This window comes from Aeromonas sp. QDB63, assembly GCF_027707425.1.
Taxonomy (GTDB): domain Bacteria; phylum Pseudomonadota; class Gammaproteobacteria; order Enterobacterales; family Aeromonadaceae; genus Aeromonas; species Aeromonas caviae.
Genome location: NZ_JAPCIS010000053.1, coordinates 1 through 14,278 on the forward strand (window position 1 = coordinate 1; position 14,278 = coordinate 14,278).

At 60.0% G+C, this 14,278-nt stretch carries 15 protein-coding genes; 6 read left to right on the forward strand and 9 right to left on the reverse strand.

Going from position 1 to position 14,278, the window contains the following annotated elements:
- The first annotated feature begins 564 nt into the window (after positions 1–564).
- The gene (rnhA, locus tag PG879_RS19795) at positions 565–1,029 is read left to right on the forward strand and encodes a ribonuclease HI (protein ID WP_010674138.1); all 465 of its coding nucleotides are present in this window, start codon (positions 565–567) and stop codon (positions 1,027–1,029) included.
- A gap of 6 nt (positions 1,030–1,035) precedes the next feature.
- Here rnhA and PG879_RS19800 read toward each other — a convergent pair whose 3' ends face one another.
- On the reverse strand, positions 1,036–1,758 hold the full coding sequence (locus PG879_RS19800; protein ID WP_270830597.1) for a class I SAM-dependent methyltransferase: 723 nt from the start codon (positions 1,756–1,758) through the stop codon (positions 1,036–1,038).
- 79 nt (positions 1,759–1,837) lie between these two features.
- Between PG879_RS19800 and gloB the strand changes: the two genes are divergently transcribed.
- Positions 1,838–2,602: a hydroxyacylglutathione hydrolase gene (gene gloB, locus PG879_RS19805; protein WP_053288602.1), complete on the forward strand. Its 765-nt coding sequence runs from the start codon at positions 1,838–1,840 to the stop codon at positions 2,600–2,602.
- Positions 2,603–2,689: 87 nt separating this feature from the next.
- Here the strand turns inward: gloB and PG879_RS19810 are convergent, their stop codons facing one another.
- Positions 2,690–2,962, reverse strand: a complete 273-nt coding sequence (locus tag PG879_RS19810; RefSeq protein WP_010674135.1) for a hypothetical protein — start codon at positions 2,960–2,962, stop codon at positions 2,690–2,692.
- Here PG879_RS19810 and PG879_RS19815 point away from each other — a divergent pair, their 5' ends adjacent.
- Positions 2,963–4,213 carry a LysM peptidoglycan-binding domain-containing protein gene (locus PG879_RS19815; protein ID WP_010674134.1) on the forward strand — a complete coding sequence of 417 codons (1,251 nt, stop codon included), beginning with the start codon at positions 2,963–2,965 and terminating at the stop codon, positions 4,211–4,213.
- A 95-nt stretch (positions 4,214–4,308) separates the two neighbouring features.
- On the opposite strand, the gene PG879_RS19820 is transcribed toward PG879_RS19815, so the two are convergent.
- The gene (locus PG879_RS19820) at positions 4,309–5,154 is read right to left on the reverse strand and encodes an endonuclease/exonuclease/phosphatase family protein (RefSeq protein WP_270830598.1); all 846 of its coding nucleotides are present in this window, start codon (positions 5,152–5,154) and stop codon (positions 4,309–4,311) included.
- 111 nt (positions 5,155–5,265) lie between these two features.
- Between PG879_RS19820 and PG879_RS19825 the strand changes: the two genes are divergently transcribed.
- The gene (locus PG879_RS19825) at positions 5,266–5,490 is read left to right on the forward strand and encodes a hypothetical protein (protein WP_010674132.1); all 225 of its coding nucleotides are present in this window, start codon (positions 5,266–5,268) and stop codon (positions 5,488–5,490) included.
- A gap of 6 nt (positions 5,491–5,496) precedes the next feature.
- Here the strand turns inward: PG879_RS19825 and yciA are convergent, their stop codons facing one another.
- The 5 genes from yciA to PG879_RS19850 form a co-directional block, all read right to left on the reverse strand.
- The gene (gene yciA, locus PG879_RS19830) at positions 5,497–5,895 is read right to left on the reverse strand and encodes an acyl-CoA thioester hydrolase YciA (RefSeq protein WP_029314261.1); all 399 of its coding nucleotides are present in this window, start codon (positions 5,893–5,895) and stop codon (positions 5,497–5,499) included.
- Positions 5,896–6,034: 139 nt separating this feature from the next.
- The gene (locus PG879_RS19835) at positions 6,035–6,847 is read right to left on the reverse strand and encodes an NAD-dependent epimerase/dehydratase family protein (protein ID WP_042017321.1); all 813 of its coding nucleotides are present in this window, start codon (positions 6,845–6,847) and stop codon (positions 6,035–6,037) included.
- A 246-nt stretch (positions 6,848–7,093) separates the two neighbouring features.
- The gene (locus PG879_RS19840; RefSeq protein ID WP_039038828.1) at positions 7,094–8,092 is read right to left on the reverse strand and encodes a LacI family DNA-binding transcriptional regulator; all 999 of its coding nucleotides are present in this window, start codon (positions 8,090–8,092) and stop codon (positions 7,094–7,096) included.
- Between the two features lie 178 nt (positions 8,093–8,270).
- On the reverse strand, positions 8,271–10,187 hold the full coding sequence (locus tag PG879_RS19845; RefSeq protein ID WP_270830599.1) for a transglycosylase SLT domain-containing protein: 1,917 nt from the start codon (positions 10,185–10,187) through the stop codon (positions 8,271–8,273).
- Between the two features lie 83 nt (positions 10,188–10,270).
- Positions 10,271–12,787 (reverse strand): putative bifunctional diguanylate cyclase/phosphodiesterase, encoded by a 2,517-nt coding sequence (locus PG879_RS19850; RefSeq protein ID WP_270830600.1) that lies wholly within the window; start codon positions 12,785–12,787, stop codon positions 10,271–10,273.
- Between the two features lie 392 nt (positions 12,788–13,179).
- Between PG879_RS19850 and hpf the strand changes: the two genes are divergently transcribed.
- Positions 13,180–13,512 carry a ribosome hibernation-promoting factor, HPF/YfiA family gene (hpf, locus tag PG879_RS19855; RefSeq protein ID WP_010674126.1) on the forward strand — a complete coding sequence of 111 codons (333 nt, stop codon included), beginning with the start codon at positions 13,180–13,182 and terminating at the stop codon, positions 13,510–13,512.
- A gap of 63 nt (positions 13,513–13,575) precedes the next feature.
- Here hpf and PG879_RS19860 read toward each other — a convergent pair whose 3' ends face one another.
- The gene (locus PG879_RS19860; RefSeq protein WP_041215524.1) at positions 13,576–14,088 is read right to left on the reverse strand and encodes a VC2046/SO_2500 family protein; all 513 of its coding nucleotides are present in this window, start codon (positions 14,086–14,088) and stop codon (positions 13,576–13,578) included.
- Positions 14,089–14,098: 10 nt separating this feature from the next.
- Between PG879_RS19860 and PG879_RS19865 the strand changes: the two genes are divergently transcribed.
- On the forward strand, positions 14,099–14,278 hold a 180-nt coding region (locus PG879_RS19865; protein ID WP_257707706.1), incomplete at its 3' end, for a hypothetical protein.

The following is a 14,278-nucleotide window of genomic DNA, read 5'->3' on the forward strand; positions in this document are numbered from 1 at the left end:
AATTTTAGTCATTTAATATCAATGGGTTACCAGTAAATGCTCTCGTGCCATATGACTTATTCGCACCTTCCCTAGAGGCAACCATTAATAGTGTGCTCAGGCACACCAGTCAGGAATTTCTGTCCTTACGAGGACGGTTGGCAGCCGTGGAGGAGGTGTTGAGGGCGTTGGGGGGAAGCTAACGTATTGAGTAAGCAGAGGCTAGGCTAGGCTAGGCTAGGCTAGCCTACCCAACTGTACTTACAATGCTAAGAGTCGTGCAAATGGAGCCGCTAAGCCTTGCTTGGCAAGGGCTCCATCGAAGTGTAAACGGTTGAGAGTCAAAATACATGCCTATTTACACATTCCAGTGCAAACTCAGCATAAATCGTACACAAAAACAAAGCAAATACTTAAATTACATAGACTTATAGCCAACAAACCAGTGTTTACACTCTAGTTAAGAGTATAGAACAAGACGATCTGGCGATTCAGTTGGGGTGTGCTCATGATCAAATCCATGTCAAACTTCGGTTTTACTCGCTAGTTTACCCCAAGCCTCTCGCTAAAACAGATTGATTGCTCATGTTGAAACAGATTGATTTATTCACGGATGGCTCCTGCTTAGGCAACCCGGGCCCCGGCGGCTATGGTGCCGTCATGGTCTATGGCAAGCATCGCAAGGAGATCTCCGCCGGTTTTCGATTGACCACCAATAACCGGATGGAGCTGATGGCTGCCATCATGGGGCTGCGGACCCTGAACGAACCCTGCCAGGTGCGGCTCACCACCGACAGCCAGTATGTGCGCCAGGGGATCACCCAATGGATCATCGGCTGGAAGAAGAAGGGCTGGATGACCGCCAACCGTCAGCCGGTCAAGAACGTCGATCTCTGGCAGGCCCTTGATGCGGAAGTGGCCCGTCACCAGATCGAATGGCTCTGGGTGAAAGGACACTCGGGCCACCCGGAAAACGAACGCTGTGACGAGCTTGCCCGTGAGGCCGCCAGCGGCAAGCAGCTTGCCGAAGACAGCGGCTACCAGCCCTGATGCCCGCTATCCGCCCTGGCGCGCCATTCCTGGCGCAGCCATCGACTCCGGCAGCCGCCAGCGGCGACGCACCGGTGTCACGGGGAAACGCCGCTTGCGGGCGGCAATCACGTAAACAGACGCCAGGGAGCGGCAATAGTCCCGCCCCAGACTCTCCCGCCACCAGCCGATCTTGCTCTGCCTGCCCATGAAGGAGAAACCGAACCGCTCGTCGAACATCACCTCGCAGCCGAGCAGTTGCAGCCAGTCGGTCACCCGTGCGGGCGTGAACATGCGGGCAGACCAGGGCAGATGCCGCCGCATGAAAGGCAGATAGTGGCCCAGCCCCACCAGGCTGAGCGGGTTGTAACCACTGACAATGAGCCAGCCATCGTCGGTCAGCACCCGTTCTGCCTCCCGCAGCACCTGATGAGGATCCGGCGAGAAATCGAGGCAGTGAGCCAGCAGGCAGGCATCCACGCTCCCCGATCGCACCGGCAAGGCGAGCGGATCCCCCTGGATGTCCAGCAGCCGTCCGCCGGGGGCGACACCGATTTGATGACGAATGGTGGAACAGCCGCAGGAGAGTTCGACGCTCAGGGCTCCTATCTTGAGCAAGTGATAGCCAAAGAGGTGCGGGCACCAGTTGTCGAGGCGCTCCTGAAGCTCGGCGGCCACCCAGTCCCCCATGGGCAGTGCGGACCAACTGGTCGGAAGCGCGATCTGTTGTTCGGTACGTGCCAGTTGCATAATGGGACCAACTCGGGGGCGAATGCCATCCAGTTATATAAGATCCCTTCCTTAAAGAGAACACAAGAGACCTCGACCCATGTATACCGTCATCACAGTTCCCGCCTTCAGCGACAACTACATCTGGTTGATCCGTCATGAAAATCACTGCCTGGTCGTCGATCCGGGCGAGGCCGCTCCCGTGCTGGAACGGCTGGCTGCGCTGGATCTGGTGCTGGATGCCATCCTCCTGACCCATCACCACCGCGATCACGTCGGGGGCGTACCCGAGCTGCTGCAACACTTCCCCCACGCTCGCCTCTATGGCCCCAAGCATGACCCCATGCCGGACCATCACGGCCAGTGGCTCGACGATGGGGATCAAATCAACTGGCATGGCCTGAGTCTGGATGTCCTCCATGTGCCCGGTCATACCCTGGGGCACATCGCCTATTACGGCCAGGGCATGCTGTTTTGTGGCGATACCCTCTTCAGCGCCGGTTGCGGCCGTCTGTTCGAAGGGACCCCGGCACAGATGCACACTTCCCTGCAACGGCTCGCGGCACTGCCCGATGAGACCCTCCTTTATTGTGCCCATGAATACACGCTCTCCAACCTGCGTTTCGCCCATGCGGTCGAGCCCGACAACCTGGCGATCCAGCGGCAGATCGGCGTGATCAGCAAACTGCGTCAGCAGGGCCTCCCGAGTCTCCCCTCCCGGCTGGGAGATGAGCGGAATTTCAATGTTTTTCTGCGCTGCGAGCAGGACTCGGTAAAATTTTCTGCTGAGAAATACGCCCTTAAATGCTTGGAAAATCCAGAGGATACCTTCGCTGTTCTGCGGGCCTGGAAGGACGTTTTTTGAACAAACCTTGATCAGGGGGGCATTGCCCCTTATGATGCGAGCTGTTTTTCCACAGATGACCTGAGCGAGATGAAGCTACGAACGGCCTTATTGGCAGCGCTGTTTCTCAGCGGCTGTCAAAACCTGAGCCATCAGGATGACCGGGCGGTAACGGCAATCGAGCCGATCAAATCCCCCCAAGTCAGCAAGAAAACGTACAAAAAACACTCTTCGCGGATGCTGTTCGGCGACGAACAGATAGAAGAGCTGGATGACACTGATAACCTGTGGGTGCGTATCAGCGATGATATGCAGCTGGACTCGCACGATAATGCCCGGGTTCGCCAACAGCGTGATTGGTTGTTGCGCAATGATAAGCATATGGCGACCATTGCCAGCCGGGCTGAGCCCTACCTGTATCTGATGGTAGAGGAAATCGAACGGCGTGAGCTGCCAATGGAGCTTATTACCATCCCTATGATCGAGAGCATGTTCGATCCCAATGCCCGCTCCCGCAGCAATGCGGTCGGTCTTTGGCAGTTCGTTCCTGCAACCGGCAAGAATTTCGGCCTGCGCCACGACAACTGGTACGACGGTCGACGCGATGTCCTGGCATCCACCAATGCCGCACTGGATTACCTGGAGTACCTGAACCGGTTCTTCGACGGTGACTGGCTGCAGACCCTGGCCGCTTACAATGCCGGTGAAGGTCGGGTGCGCAACGCCATCACCCGCAACGAACGGGCTGGTCGTCCGACCGACTACTGGTCGCTGGACCTGCCCCGCGAAACCCGGATGTATGTGCCCAAGATCCTGGCCATGGCCGACATGATCCGCAATGCGGACAAATACAATGTCACCCTGCCGGTGCTGGCCAACAAGCCGCAATTGCGAACCATCAATACCGGTGGTCAGATTGATTTGAATGTGGCCGCCCAGCTGGCTGGCGTTTCCGCCTCCCAGCTCAAAGCGCTCAATCCTGCGCTCAAGCGTGGCATGACCTCGCCGCAGGGCCCTTACAACCTGCTGGTCCCCGTCGAGTACGCCGACACCCTGGAGCTGGCCCTGGCCGATCTGCCCCAGCGTGAACGTACCCGTGGTGTGCGCTCCTATCAGGTCACCAGTGGTGATACGCTGTCACGGATCGCCCAGAATCACGGGGTGACCGTGCAACAGCTCAAGCTGGCCAACAACATGCGCGGCAACAACCTGCGCCGTGGCCAGAGCCTGATCATCCCCAATGGCGGGCGCGCAACCCAGGTTGCCCAGAGCAAGCCGCAGCAGCTCGCCAGCCGCAGTGGTGGCAAGGTGAACTATCAGGTGCGCTCCGGTGACAACTTGTGGAGCATCAGCCAGGCACACGGGGTCACCCACGCCGACCTGGCCAAGTGGAACGGCCTGAACGCCAAGTCAGCCCTCAAGCCTGGCATGAAGCTGGTGGTCTGGCCCAAGCAGGGCAAGAGCAGCAACAAGTCCATGGTCTATCAGGTGCGCCGCGGTGATTCCCTCTCCTCCATCGCAGCCCGCTTCCAGGTCGCCGTCAACGATGTGATGCGCTGGAACCAGCTCGGCAAGAGTGACTATCTCAAGCCGGGTCAGGAGTTGACTCTGTTCGTGAAGAACAACAGCTGATCGCTCGTCGCAATCCAAAAAATACCCCGCTTGATGCGGGGTATTTTTTTGTCTGCATGAACCAGCGGCGACGCCGCTCTCCCCTGAGGGATGACTCAGGGAGTGATGGCCTGGGCCGCAAAGCGCGCCAGAATGGGGTTGTGATCAGAGGCATCGGTAGCCGGTGAACTCACCTCCACCAGATCCAGATTGCGATAGTAGAGGTGATCCAGCGGGCGGCCAAAGGCGGTGCGACGCAGATCAGGCACAGGTATGGCCTCCTGCAGGCCAAGCTCGCCCACCAGCTTGTTCAACCAGAACGCACGCTTGTCGCTCCAGGTATTGAAATCGCCGCCCAGGATGACCGGCCCCTGGTGGCGATGGATCAACGCAGTCAGATCGTTGAGCTGCTCGCGAAAAGTCGCCATGCCCAGCTCGAAATTGACCGCATGGAGATTCACCACCAGCACGCCGTCAGGATCCCCTTGCAAGGGATAGAGACTGACCAGACCTGACTTGGGGATGCGTAGCAGGGGTTCGGGGGAACGGACGCCACAGACAAACGCCTGCGGCGTTTTCGCCACCGTCATCACGCCAAAGGAGACACCTCCCTGGGTGAAGGCCTGCAACTGCTGCCACTGGAAATCGCCTCTCTTCAGCCAGTCCAGCATCTCGGGCCGGGTCGCCGACTCTTGCAGCAGCACCAGATCCTGGGACTTGGCATACTCATCCAGCCCTTCCCGCCAGCTCTTGCGTTGTCCCTTGTAGAGGTTCCAGACGGTGATGCCAAACTCCCTCGGCAAGGCCGTGGAGGCGAGCGCCACCAGAGGCGGTCTGTCACAGCTTGCGCCAGGTATGATGCCTGCCGCAGTCACCAGATGATCTTGATCAGGTACCTCGAAGCAACCGACCAGCCCCAACGTCAGCAGGGACGTTCCCAGAATCCGATAACTATTTTTCATTGGCTAACAATCACCTGCCTCTGCAAGACGACATGGCCCTCACACAGGCCACGGTCGCCGACTAGTCTCATTATTCGTGTCCGGCCCGACTCATCCAGAAGGAATTCAACGATGGCGAGACAGCACCAGTACCGCGTGACATTTTACGATCAACAGGGAACCTGTCATCAAGTGGAGCTTTCCACCGTCTATCAAATCAGGCGGGATCCCCAATGTGATCTCTGTCTGTTCGACACCCGGCAGTGCGTGGGGTCGGAAGAGATGCTGGAGCGCATGATACGGCAAAAAACCGGGCTTGAGCAGGAAATATCCATCATCAATGCCCGGCTCATCTGAGCAGACTCAGACCGGGACGGGGCGGGATTTGCCCTGATCGTCGATGGCCACATAGGTGAAGACGCCCTCGGTCACGCAGTACCGCTGGGCTTCGTTCTCCCGCAATACCGGCTTGACCCAGACCTCCAGCTTGAGTCGCATGGAGCTGCGACCAATCTTGAGGCAGCGACCGTAACAGCACACCACGTCGCCCACCTTGACCGGGCTGTGGAAGGTCATCCCCTCCACCGAGACGGTACAGATGCGACCTTTTGCCAGCTCCTTGGCCATGATGCCCCCACCTATATCCATCTGGGACATGATCCACCCGCCGAAGATATCGCCATTGGGGTTGGTATCGGCTGGCATTGCCAGGGTTCTCAGCAACAGCTCCCCATCGGGGTGGCGCTTGGTCTCTTCCATCATTACCGCTCTCTTTATCATGGATGGCGGCATGATAGGGGGCGATCCCCCCCTTGGCAAACCTCAATTGTCCCGGAGCGCGCGCCGTATCTGGTTTGCACGCCAGATGACCGACTCCGGGGCCCGGATGGCGACGACCCGTTCAACCCTTCAAGGCCGCCCCGTCCGCAAACCAGTGGGCCGGATCCGGCCAGCGATAGACGAAACCAAGCTGCTGGCAGATGCGCTGACCTTCGATGGGAGCAAACTCCCCCGCCGGCTCAACGAACTGCGGCGGCACCAGCCCGAGCAGGCGGCTCGCGAAGGGGTAGAGCTGCTCCCGGCGCGGGTGAACGGGGGCACTCAGATTGTAGGCATCCCCATCCTGCCCCCGGGCCAGCATCAGCTCACAGGCGGCCACCACGTCGTCCAGATGCACCAGGTTCACAGCCTGGCCTCCCCCGGCCAGCGTCTTGCCCGCCAGAAAACGGCCGGGGTGACGGTCAGGACCATAGAGTCCGGCCGGGCGCAAGATCATGGCGCAGTCAACATGCCCTTCCAGTACGGCAAGCTCGGCCGCCCGCATCCGCGTCCCTCTGTCATGAGCTGGAGCGGGCGTATCATCCTCCCCCTGTCCGGCCCCCCAGACCGAAGTAGCGCTGATAAACAGAACCCTCTGAACACCCGCCTCCCTCGCCTGTCGACACAGGCTGGCCACGGACGCCGGGTAATCACCGGTCTTGCTGGGGGGCACACAGATCACCAGGTCATGACAGCGAAAAGGCAGTGATCCCATGTCAGGGGTAAGCAACAGCGGCCAGGCGGCAATACCCTCCCCCCGCAGCCGTTCAGCCTTTTCGGCCGTACTGACCGTCACCGCGACAGATTGCCCCTGCTCTTGCAATGCCCTGGCCAGGGGCAACCCCAGCCAGCCGGCGCCCACGATACCCGTCTGATACTCAAATTCGTTCGTCATACCCGGATCCTGACAAAAAAAAACGGCCATCCAATGATGACCGTCGAAAGTAACGAAGGAAATAGCCGGATTAACCGGTTACCTCCCACAGCGGGAAAATCGGGAGCGCACGCTCCTAATTCGTGGGCCTATCCTAGTGGTAGCGCGGTCAAAAAGCTTTGAAGCGGATCACAGTTGAAAAGGATTTCTGAAAGCGCTTTCAATGTTTTGCAATAAAGTCGACCCGCACGGGGCCAACTTCATGACTCAGGCCACAGATTCCCGCCGTACCAGTTCGGCTTCGAATTTGAGCGCCAATCCCTCTACCGGCTTGTGATCCAGCAGCCTAAGGGCCAGCTCAGCAGCCCGCTCTCCCATCTCCTCGATGGGGTAACGTACCGTGGTGAGCTTGGGATAGATGTATCGGGCATAGGGGATGTCATCAAAACCGACCACAGAGACCTGCTGGGGTATTTTGTAACCCCGCTCCAGCAGACAGGAGATGGCCCCCGCCACCATGGCATCGTTGAAACCCAGCACAGCGCTGAACTCGACGCCGCGCGCCAGCAGCTCGCTCATGGCCACATAGCCACCTTTTTCGTCGGCATAGGCACGGCCGATGAGGGCAGGATCCAGCTCGATACCTGCCCGTTGCAGGGCGAAGCGATAGCCGGCCATCCGCTGCTGACCATCCACAAACTCCTCGTCATCGGAGGTGACGAAGGCAATCTTGCGATGTCCCGCGTCCAGCAGATGCTGGCAAGCCGTGGTGATGCCGGCCTGGTTGTCCAGCCAGACGCAGCGATCCTCGCAGCCTGGCACCTGACGGTTGATGAAGACGATGGGGGTCGTGCCCGACGCCAGCTCGCTGAGCTCTTCGTCAGGCAGCGCCTTGCTGTGAAGGATAAGGGCATCACACTGGCGCTGCAGCAGCGCCTGGATGGCGTGCCGCTCACGGGTCGCGTCGTGGTTGCCGGACACCACGATGGTGAACTTGTTCGCCTTGTCGACCATGCTTTCGATGCCGCGCATCATCTGGGCGAAGAAGGGGCCGCCACACAGATCCCCCACCAGCACACCGATACAGTTGGAGCGCTTGCTCACCAGGGCCTGGGCGAAGCTGTTTGGACGAAAGCTGAGTTCCTTCATGGCCGCGAGGACAGCCTCGCGCTTCTCGGGCGCCACCTGCGCCGTGTTGTTGATCACTCGAGACACTGTCGAAATGGAGACATTCGCCAGCTGAGACACATCTTTGATCGTTGCCACTCTCGATTCCTTTGTTGGAAAAGCCTGTCAGTGATTATCGGGCATTGTATCGAACCTGACAGACCAAGACGCGGCGCCCGATCACCTGGCAGGTTTCCTTTTGTAACAAAGCTTAAGGGATGATAACCATTTTGGGGCAAGAATGGGAGGCCGCCGCCACAACGACTGCCCCCCGAACTCAATAGGCGTGATTCAGCTCGCGTTCCGACATGAAACGCAAAGGCTGCTGCAGCTTGTGTTGATAGATGAGATCGAAAGAGAGCACGTTCTGGACATAGTTGCGCGTCTCCCGATAGGGGATGCTCTCCACCCAGACATCCATCGGCTTGTTGTCGCTCTGCTCGCGCCAGCGCTTGACCCGGCCAGGACCCGCATTGTAAGCCGCCGCCGCAAGGATCCGGTTGCCGTCATACACATCCAGCAGGCGCTTGAGGTAGGCGCTGCCAAGACGAATGTTCATGGCCGGGTCGAACAGTTGCTGCTCGTTGCGATAGGGCACCCCAAGCTTGCCGGCCGTCTCTTTCGCGGTGGCAGGCATCAGCTGCATCAACCCCCTCGCCCCGACCGGTGACTGGGCCAGGGGATAGAGTGCGCTCTCCTGACGGGAGATGGCGTAGAGCAGACTGGTGTTCATGGTGCGCTCTTGTGCCATCTGGGAGAAGGTGCGCTTGAGGGGCAGTGGGAAGCGCAGGTCCAGCGCATCCCAGGCCTCGGCACGGATGCTGGAGAGGATCGCCAGCTCGTGCCAGCCCTGGTTGAGGGCGATGTGGCCAAACTCCAGGCGCTGGGCCACGCTGTTGCGATCCATGTTGTGGATCCACTCAGAGCGGGCCGCCGTGATCTCGTTCATCGCCAGCAGTTCACGCACCCGCAGCAGGAAGGGCCAGCGGCGGCTGGCACTTTGCCAGTCCGGCACCTTGTGCGCCACGCTCTGGTTCTTCATGCGATAGGGCACACCGGTGCGCTGGGCCGCCATGAAGCCGTAGAAGCCGCGCAGGTTTGCAGTCTCGAGATAGAGGTCCCGCGCCGGTTTCTGCCGCCCCTGTTTCTCCAGCGAGCGCGCCATCCAGTAACGCCAGCGATCCTCTTTTTGCAGCCCCATGGGCATCCGCTTGACCCAGCCTTCGAGGCCGCGCCAATCCTGCTCCCAGATGGCAAGACGGGCCCGCAGCTCCACCAACTCCGGATCCTTGAGCCGCACCAGAGCCGTATCCAGCCAGGCGCGCTGGTCAGAAGATCGGTCCAGCAACAGGCGGCGGGCGGCCGCCTTCTCCACCCGATTCACCTCGGCATGGTTCAGGCCGAAGCGACGGGTCATCTCCCCCAGCTGGCGCAGAACCGCGTCGGGCTCCTGATTGGCGTAGCGGGCCAGCCCCAGGGAGAGCAGATGCCGCGACGGGGGCGCCGCCGTGAAGTTGGCCGGATTCATCGCCCGCACGGGTTGGTCATACAGGGCGATCATCTGATCGCCATACCCCTTCATGCCGCTGCCGAGCTGGGCACCGAGGTGGCGAATGAGGTTGGGGTTCTGGGCCTCGAAAGCCAGGTTCATGCGCTCCCAGATCTTCTCCTGAGTACGCAGACCCGCTTGCTGCCAGAGCTGGAACAGGGGATCGCAGGCATCGGGCCTGGATTGACCGCTCAACCAGAGCTTGCCTGCCTCCTGCAGGGCTTCACTTTGGTGCCCCGTGTAGTAGCGGGCCTGATAGTGCTGACAGAGCAGATCGGTGGAGCTTGGCTTGGCTGGATAGAAGCGCAGGAACTGGGACCACTGCTGGCTCTGGGCAAGATAGGTGAGATAGCTGCGCTCGAGCCGGTTGGACTGGGGGGTGTCCCCGTGCTGGCGGATGAAGCGGGTCACATCGTTGTAGTCTGCCGCCCCGGGACGGAACGCAAGCTGGTAGTAATCCAGATAGGGCAACAGAGGATAGTGGATCAGGCGTGCCCGAAGCTGGCTGAATTTGACCTGATCATTGGCACGCACGGCCTCATGGGCCTGGCGATAGAGAGACTGCTCCATGGTTTGCGCAAAGGCGGGTGCCACTAGCCCTGGCACGCACAGCGTCGAAAAGATGATTCCCTGCACGGCTTTCACGAAAGGTATTCTCCCTTGAGAGGCATAACCACCGCCCGCTGGCGGTGGTGAGATACCTTCATTCTACCCGTTAAATATGGGCGCTACGCCACACTATTTTTATCGGTGCAGACGGGGCGATCACCGCGTACCTGGCGGCTGACATAGCGTTCAAGGTAGGGAACAGGGAGCGGCTTGGAGGCGAGGTATCCCTGGAAGAAATGGCAGCCCTGCGCCTGCAGAAACTCCAGTTGCTGGCGGGACTCCACTCCCTCCGCCGTCACGTTGAACCCCATGTGGCGGGCCATGGCGATCACGGCCTCGACGATGGCCATGTTGTCACCATCCTTCGGAATGTCCTGGATGAAAGAGCGGTCGATCTTGAGCTCGTCCGCCGGCAGCCGCTTGAGGTAGCTCAGGGAAGAGTACCCCGCCCCGAAGTCGTCGATGGCAAAGCTGATGCCCAGGGTCTTGAGTTCCGCCATCTTGCTGATGGTGTCTTCCGCATGACCCAGCACCACCGACTCGGTGATCTCCAGGTTGAGGCAGGCGGGATCCATGCCGGTGGCCGCCAGCACGTCGTGAATGCGATCGACGAAGTCGGGAGCATGGAACTGTTTGGCGCTCACGTTGACCGAGAGCTGGGGGACGTGGATCCCGCTCTCCTCCCAGGAGACGTACTGGGTACAGGCTTCGTGCAATACCCAGTTGCCGATGTCGACAATGAGATCCGTCTCCTCGGCAATGGGGATGAACTCGGCGGGCGATACCAGGGCACGCCCGGGGGGTTGCCAGCGGATCAGCGCCTCGACACCGATGATCTCCCCCCCCGCCACCATGTGCTGGGGCTGGTAGTGGAGAGTCAGCTCCCCATTGTCGAGGGCACTGCGCAGCTCGTTGTGAATGTGCAGACGCCGGTCGGCCTGCAACTGCATGGAGGCATCGAAGAAGCGCCGGGTCTTGCGGCCCGCCGATTTCGCCTGATACATGGCGGTGTCAGCCTGCTTGAGCAGATCCCCCGCCTCCTGCTCCCGACCGGGGAAGAGGGTGATGCCGACACTGGCGCCGATGTGCAGCACCTGGCCTCTGAAATCATAGGGGGCGGCGATCTCCCCGATGAGCCGCTCCGCGATGAGGTCGGCCTGCATCTCCGCCTGGGGCGGGCTGATGGAAAGCGCTGGCAGCAACAACACGAACTCGTCGCCGCCGAGACGGGCCAGACAATCCCCCTGGCGCACCAGCCGCTTGAGACGGCTGGCCACCTCCTTGAGCAGCCAGTCGCCGGTGGCGTGACCCAGGGAATCATTGATGGTCTTGAAGTGGTCGAGATCGATGAACAGCAGGGCCCCTATGAGGTGACTGCGATTTGCATCGGTGAACGCCTGGGTCAGGGTTTCGTGCAGCTGACGACGATTGGGCAGGCCTGTCAGCTCGTCATAGAAGGCGAGATCCTGGATGCGGCGCTCCGCCGCCTTGCGCTCGGAAATATCCTCGAAGAAGATGACATAGTGGCTGATCCCCCCCTTCTCATCCTGCACCGGCGTGACGATCTCCCACTGGGGATAGGCGTGACCGTCGGCGTGCAGGCGCAGGGTTTCCCCCTGCCAGCGATCCAGGGCGTTGAGCTCGTAACCCAGCCCTCCCAGCCCCGACCAGAGATCGTTGCCAAGATGCAGACCAATCACCCCCTGGTTGTCAAAGCCGGTGATCTGGCTGAAGGCGTAATTGACCCGCAGGATCTTGAACTCGGGATCCGTGATGATGATCCCTTCGTGAGTTTCAAAGGCCACCGCAGACAGCCGCATCAAGGCATCGCTCTGCAGGCGCTCCAGCTCGGCCACCATGCGCACCGAGAAGATGGTCAGGACGGAGTCCAGATCCGTGGTCCGGGTCTGGCTCGGGAACAGCAGGGCGAGATGACCCAGGATCTGACCGTTGCGATCGAGCAGCGACTGGGCGTAATAGTGCTGGCCCGGGGGCAGGTCGGGATACCCGGTCAGGGGTTCGCTGATGGGGGTCGCACTGGCGGCGCCCCGATAGAGCTGCTGGCAGGGCATGTCACAGAGGGCGTACTCCTTGACGTCGATGCCGTGGCTCGCCAGCACTCTCAGCCTGTCGAGACCGACCCGCTCCGTCAGCCAGACGGCTGTGGCTCCCAAGATATGGGCCAGCTCGTTGACCAGGGTCTGGCAAAAATCGAGCCCCGTCTTGGCGGAGAGCGCCTGCGCCAGCTTAGCCAGCAAGGGGGCCTGCAACATGGGAAGCGGCGGTGTCACGCCTGCGGGGGAGTTGGCGCGATCCATCTCGCGATGCATCATTTCGAGGGGGGCAAGCCAGCCACAACAGAGCCCCTGTGCAGGCACATACTGACCGTACCAGAGCGCGTGGTGTACCTTACCGTCCTCATCGCGCAGGTGACCGATGAACTGGCCTGGCTGGCAGGAATCGTGGAGTCTTGCAAGAAAATCGGCGAAACCCGCTTCATCTTCCCGCTCAAGTTGGGTGGCCCAGGGGTGGGCTTCCTCCCCTGCCCAGGGTTCACAAGAGACATGATCAGACAGGCTCCATTGCCCATGCTGCCGATCATAAAACCACATCATCTGGGTGGCTTGCTGCTTCATCTACGACTCCAACCACTACAACCACGTTATCCACCCCGACTCCTGCAGAAAAGCATATCCGTTTGCGCGCATATCTCCACCGGCGCATGGCAATGATTTTGCGATGCGATGAGGCGATGTGGGTGGAGAAAATTCGAGACTATGCGGCAAAAACCAAACATCGGGTCGACACAAGGCGCTGCCGAGGGGGGACAGAAACGATCCTATTTGCTGATACTGCCTGCCTGTTTCACTGAGCTCAAGCGGTTTTTGGCATGAAACGGGAAAAGCTCACAATTTATGGACAGCGGGATTCCCAAGGGTATTTTTCGTGACACGGATCACATTTTGATTTGGCGACATGGGTAATCTGGAGGTGAAGACACAAGCAAGACGACCCGAAGGGGGCCATTATGAAAATCGAAATGACCAGTAAAATCATCGACATCACCCCAGCCATCCGCGAGCGCATTGAATCCCGTTTTGAAAAGCTCGAGCGTCTTCAGGTACCTCTTATCACACCCCATGTGATCATCTCCAAAGAGCGTTTGATGTATATCGTCGAAGCCACTATCGGCATTCCCAACGGCAAACTGTTTGCGCAGGCAGAGCACGAGGATCTCTATGCTGCCATCACGGACCTGGGCCAGAAGCTGGAACGCCAGCTCAACCGTCACACGGAAAAACCCATCGCCCGTCGTGCCGCCGGCAAGGAAGTGCCCCAACCGGACGAAGCAGACGCCTGACAAGGTTCACCACTCATAAAGCAAAAGGCGGGTTATCCCGCCTTTTTGCATTCTACCGTGCCGTCACCCCAGCCAGCGCAGCCTGGCATCCACCCCTTGCGCAAGCTCATCGAGCAGCGGCAGCATCATCAGCGGAGCCTCCTCCCTGGGGTCAGCGCCCATAGGTCGGGCCTGCCATCGCTCACGACCCAGTGCCGAGAGGTTGTCGTACACCGCGGGATCCAGCGCGGGCGTTCGGCTCACCAGTGGCGGGGAGCGCAGCGCCAGCCAGAGTCTCACATCCGTCATGCACCCGCCCTGTTGCAGACGCTCGTTGAGGCTGGTGGCATCGCTCTCTTCCACCCCGCCTTGCAGGGACGCCCGGGGCATCAGACCGAAACGGGAGCGCCAATCCAGCTCACCCGACGCAGGCTTGGGCGGGGCATCAAACCAGGGCTGTTCTTCCACCGCATCGGTCAGCAGCGCCAGATGCAGCCTGAAGTCGGCACGGTCCCCCGCACGGAGATCCTGGTTGAGCCGTTGGCCCAACTGGGCCTCATCCACGAGCAAGCGGTCACGAATCGCACTGGGCAGCATGAGATAAATCTTGGAAATGAAGGTTTCATTGCTTATCGGCCATCAACCCGATCCTTTAAGCATTAAAAATCCCGGCAGAGGGGTTCACAAGCGCGACAGATCTGTTAGTATGCGCCTCGCACTTGGGGAGGGGTTCCCGAGCGGCCAAAGGGATCAGACTGTAAATCTGACGGCTCTGCCTTCGAAGGTT

Excerpts from the sequence above, each read along its gene's own strand:
- rnhA (WP_010674138.1), top strand. The coding sequence starts at position 565 with ATGTTGAAACAGATTGATTTATTCACGGATGGCTCCTGCTTAGGCAAC.
- PG879_RS19800 (WP_270830597.1), bottom strand. The coding sequence starts at position 1,758 with ATGCAACTGGCACGTACCGAACAACAGATCGCGCTTCCGACCAGTTGG.
- gloB (WP_053288602.1), top strand. The coding sequence starts at position 1,838 with ATGTATACCGTCATCACAGTTCCCGCCTTCAGCGACAACTACATCTGG.
- PG879_RS19810 (WP_010674135.1), bottom strand. The coding sequence starts at position 2,962 with ATGCTTATCATTGCGCAACAACCAATCACGCTGTTGGCGAACCCGGGC.
- PG879_RS19815 (WP_010674134.1), top strand. The coding sequence starts at position 2,963 with ATGGCGACCATTGCCAGCCGGGCTGAGCCCTACCTGTATCTGATGGTA.
- PG879_RS19820 (WP_270830598.1), bottom strand. The coding sequence starts at position 5,154 with ATGAAAAATAGTTATCGGATTCTGGGAACGTCCCTGCTGACGTTGGGG.
- PG879_RS19825 (WP_010674132.1), top strand. The coding sequence starts at position 5,266 with ATGGCGAGACAGCACCAGTACCGCGTGACATTTTACGATCAACAGGGA.
- yciA (WP_029314261.1), bottom strand. The coding sequence starts at position 5,895 with ATGATGGAAGAGACCAAGCGCCACCCCGATGGGGAGCTGTTGCTGAGA.
- PG879_RS19835 (WP_042017321.1), bottom strand. The coding sequence starts at position 6,847 with ATGACGAACGAATTTGAGTATCAGACGGGTATCGTGGGCGCCGGCTGG.
- PG879_RS19850 (WP_270830600.1), bottom strand. The coding sequence starts at position 12,787 with ATGAAGCAGCAAGCCACCCAGATGATGTGGTTTTATGATCGGCAGCAT.
- hpf (WP_010674126.1), top strand. The coding sequence starts at position 13,180 with ATGAAAATCGAAATGACCAGTAAAATCATCGACATCACCCCAGCCATC.
- PG879_RS19860 (WP_041215524.1), bottom strand. The coding sequence starts at position 14,088 with ATGCTGCCCAGTGCGATTCGTGACCGCTTGCTCGTGGATGAGGCCCAG.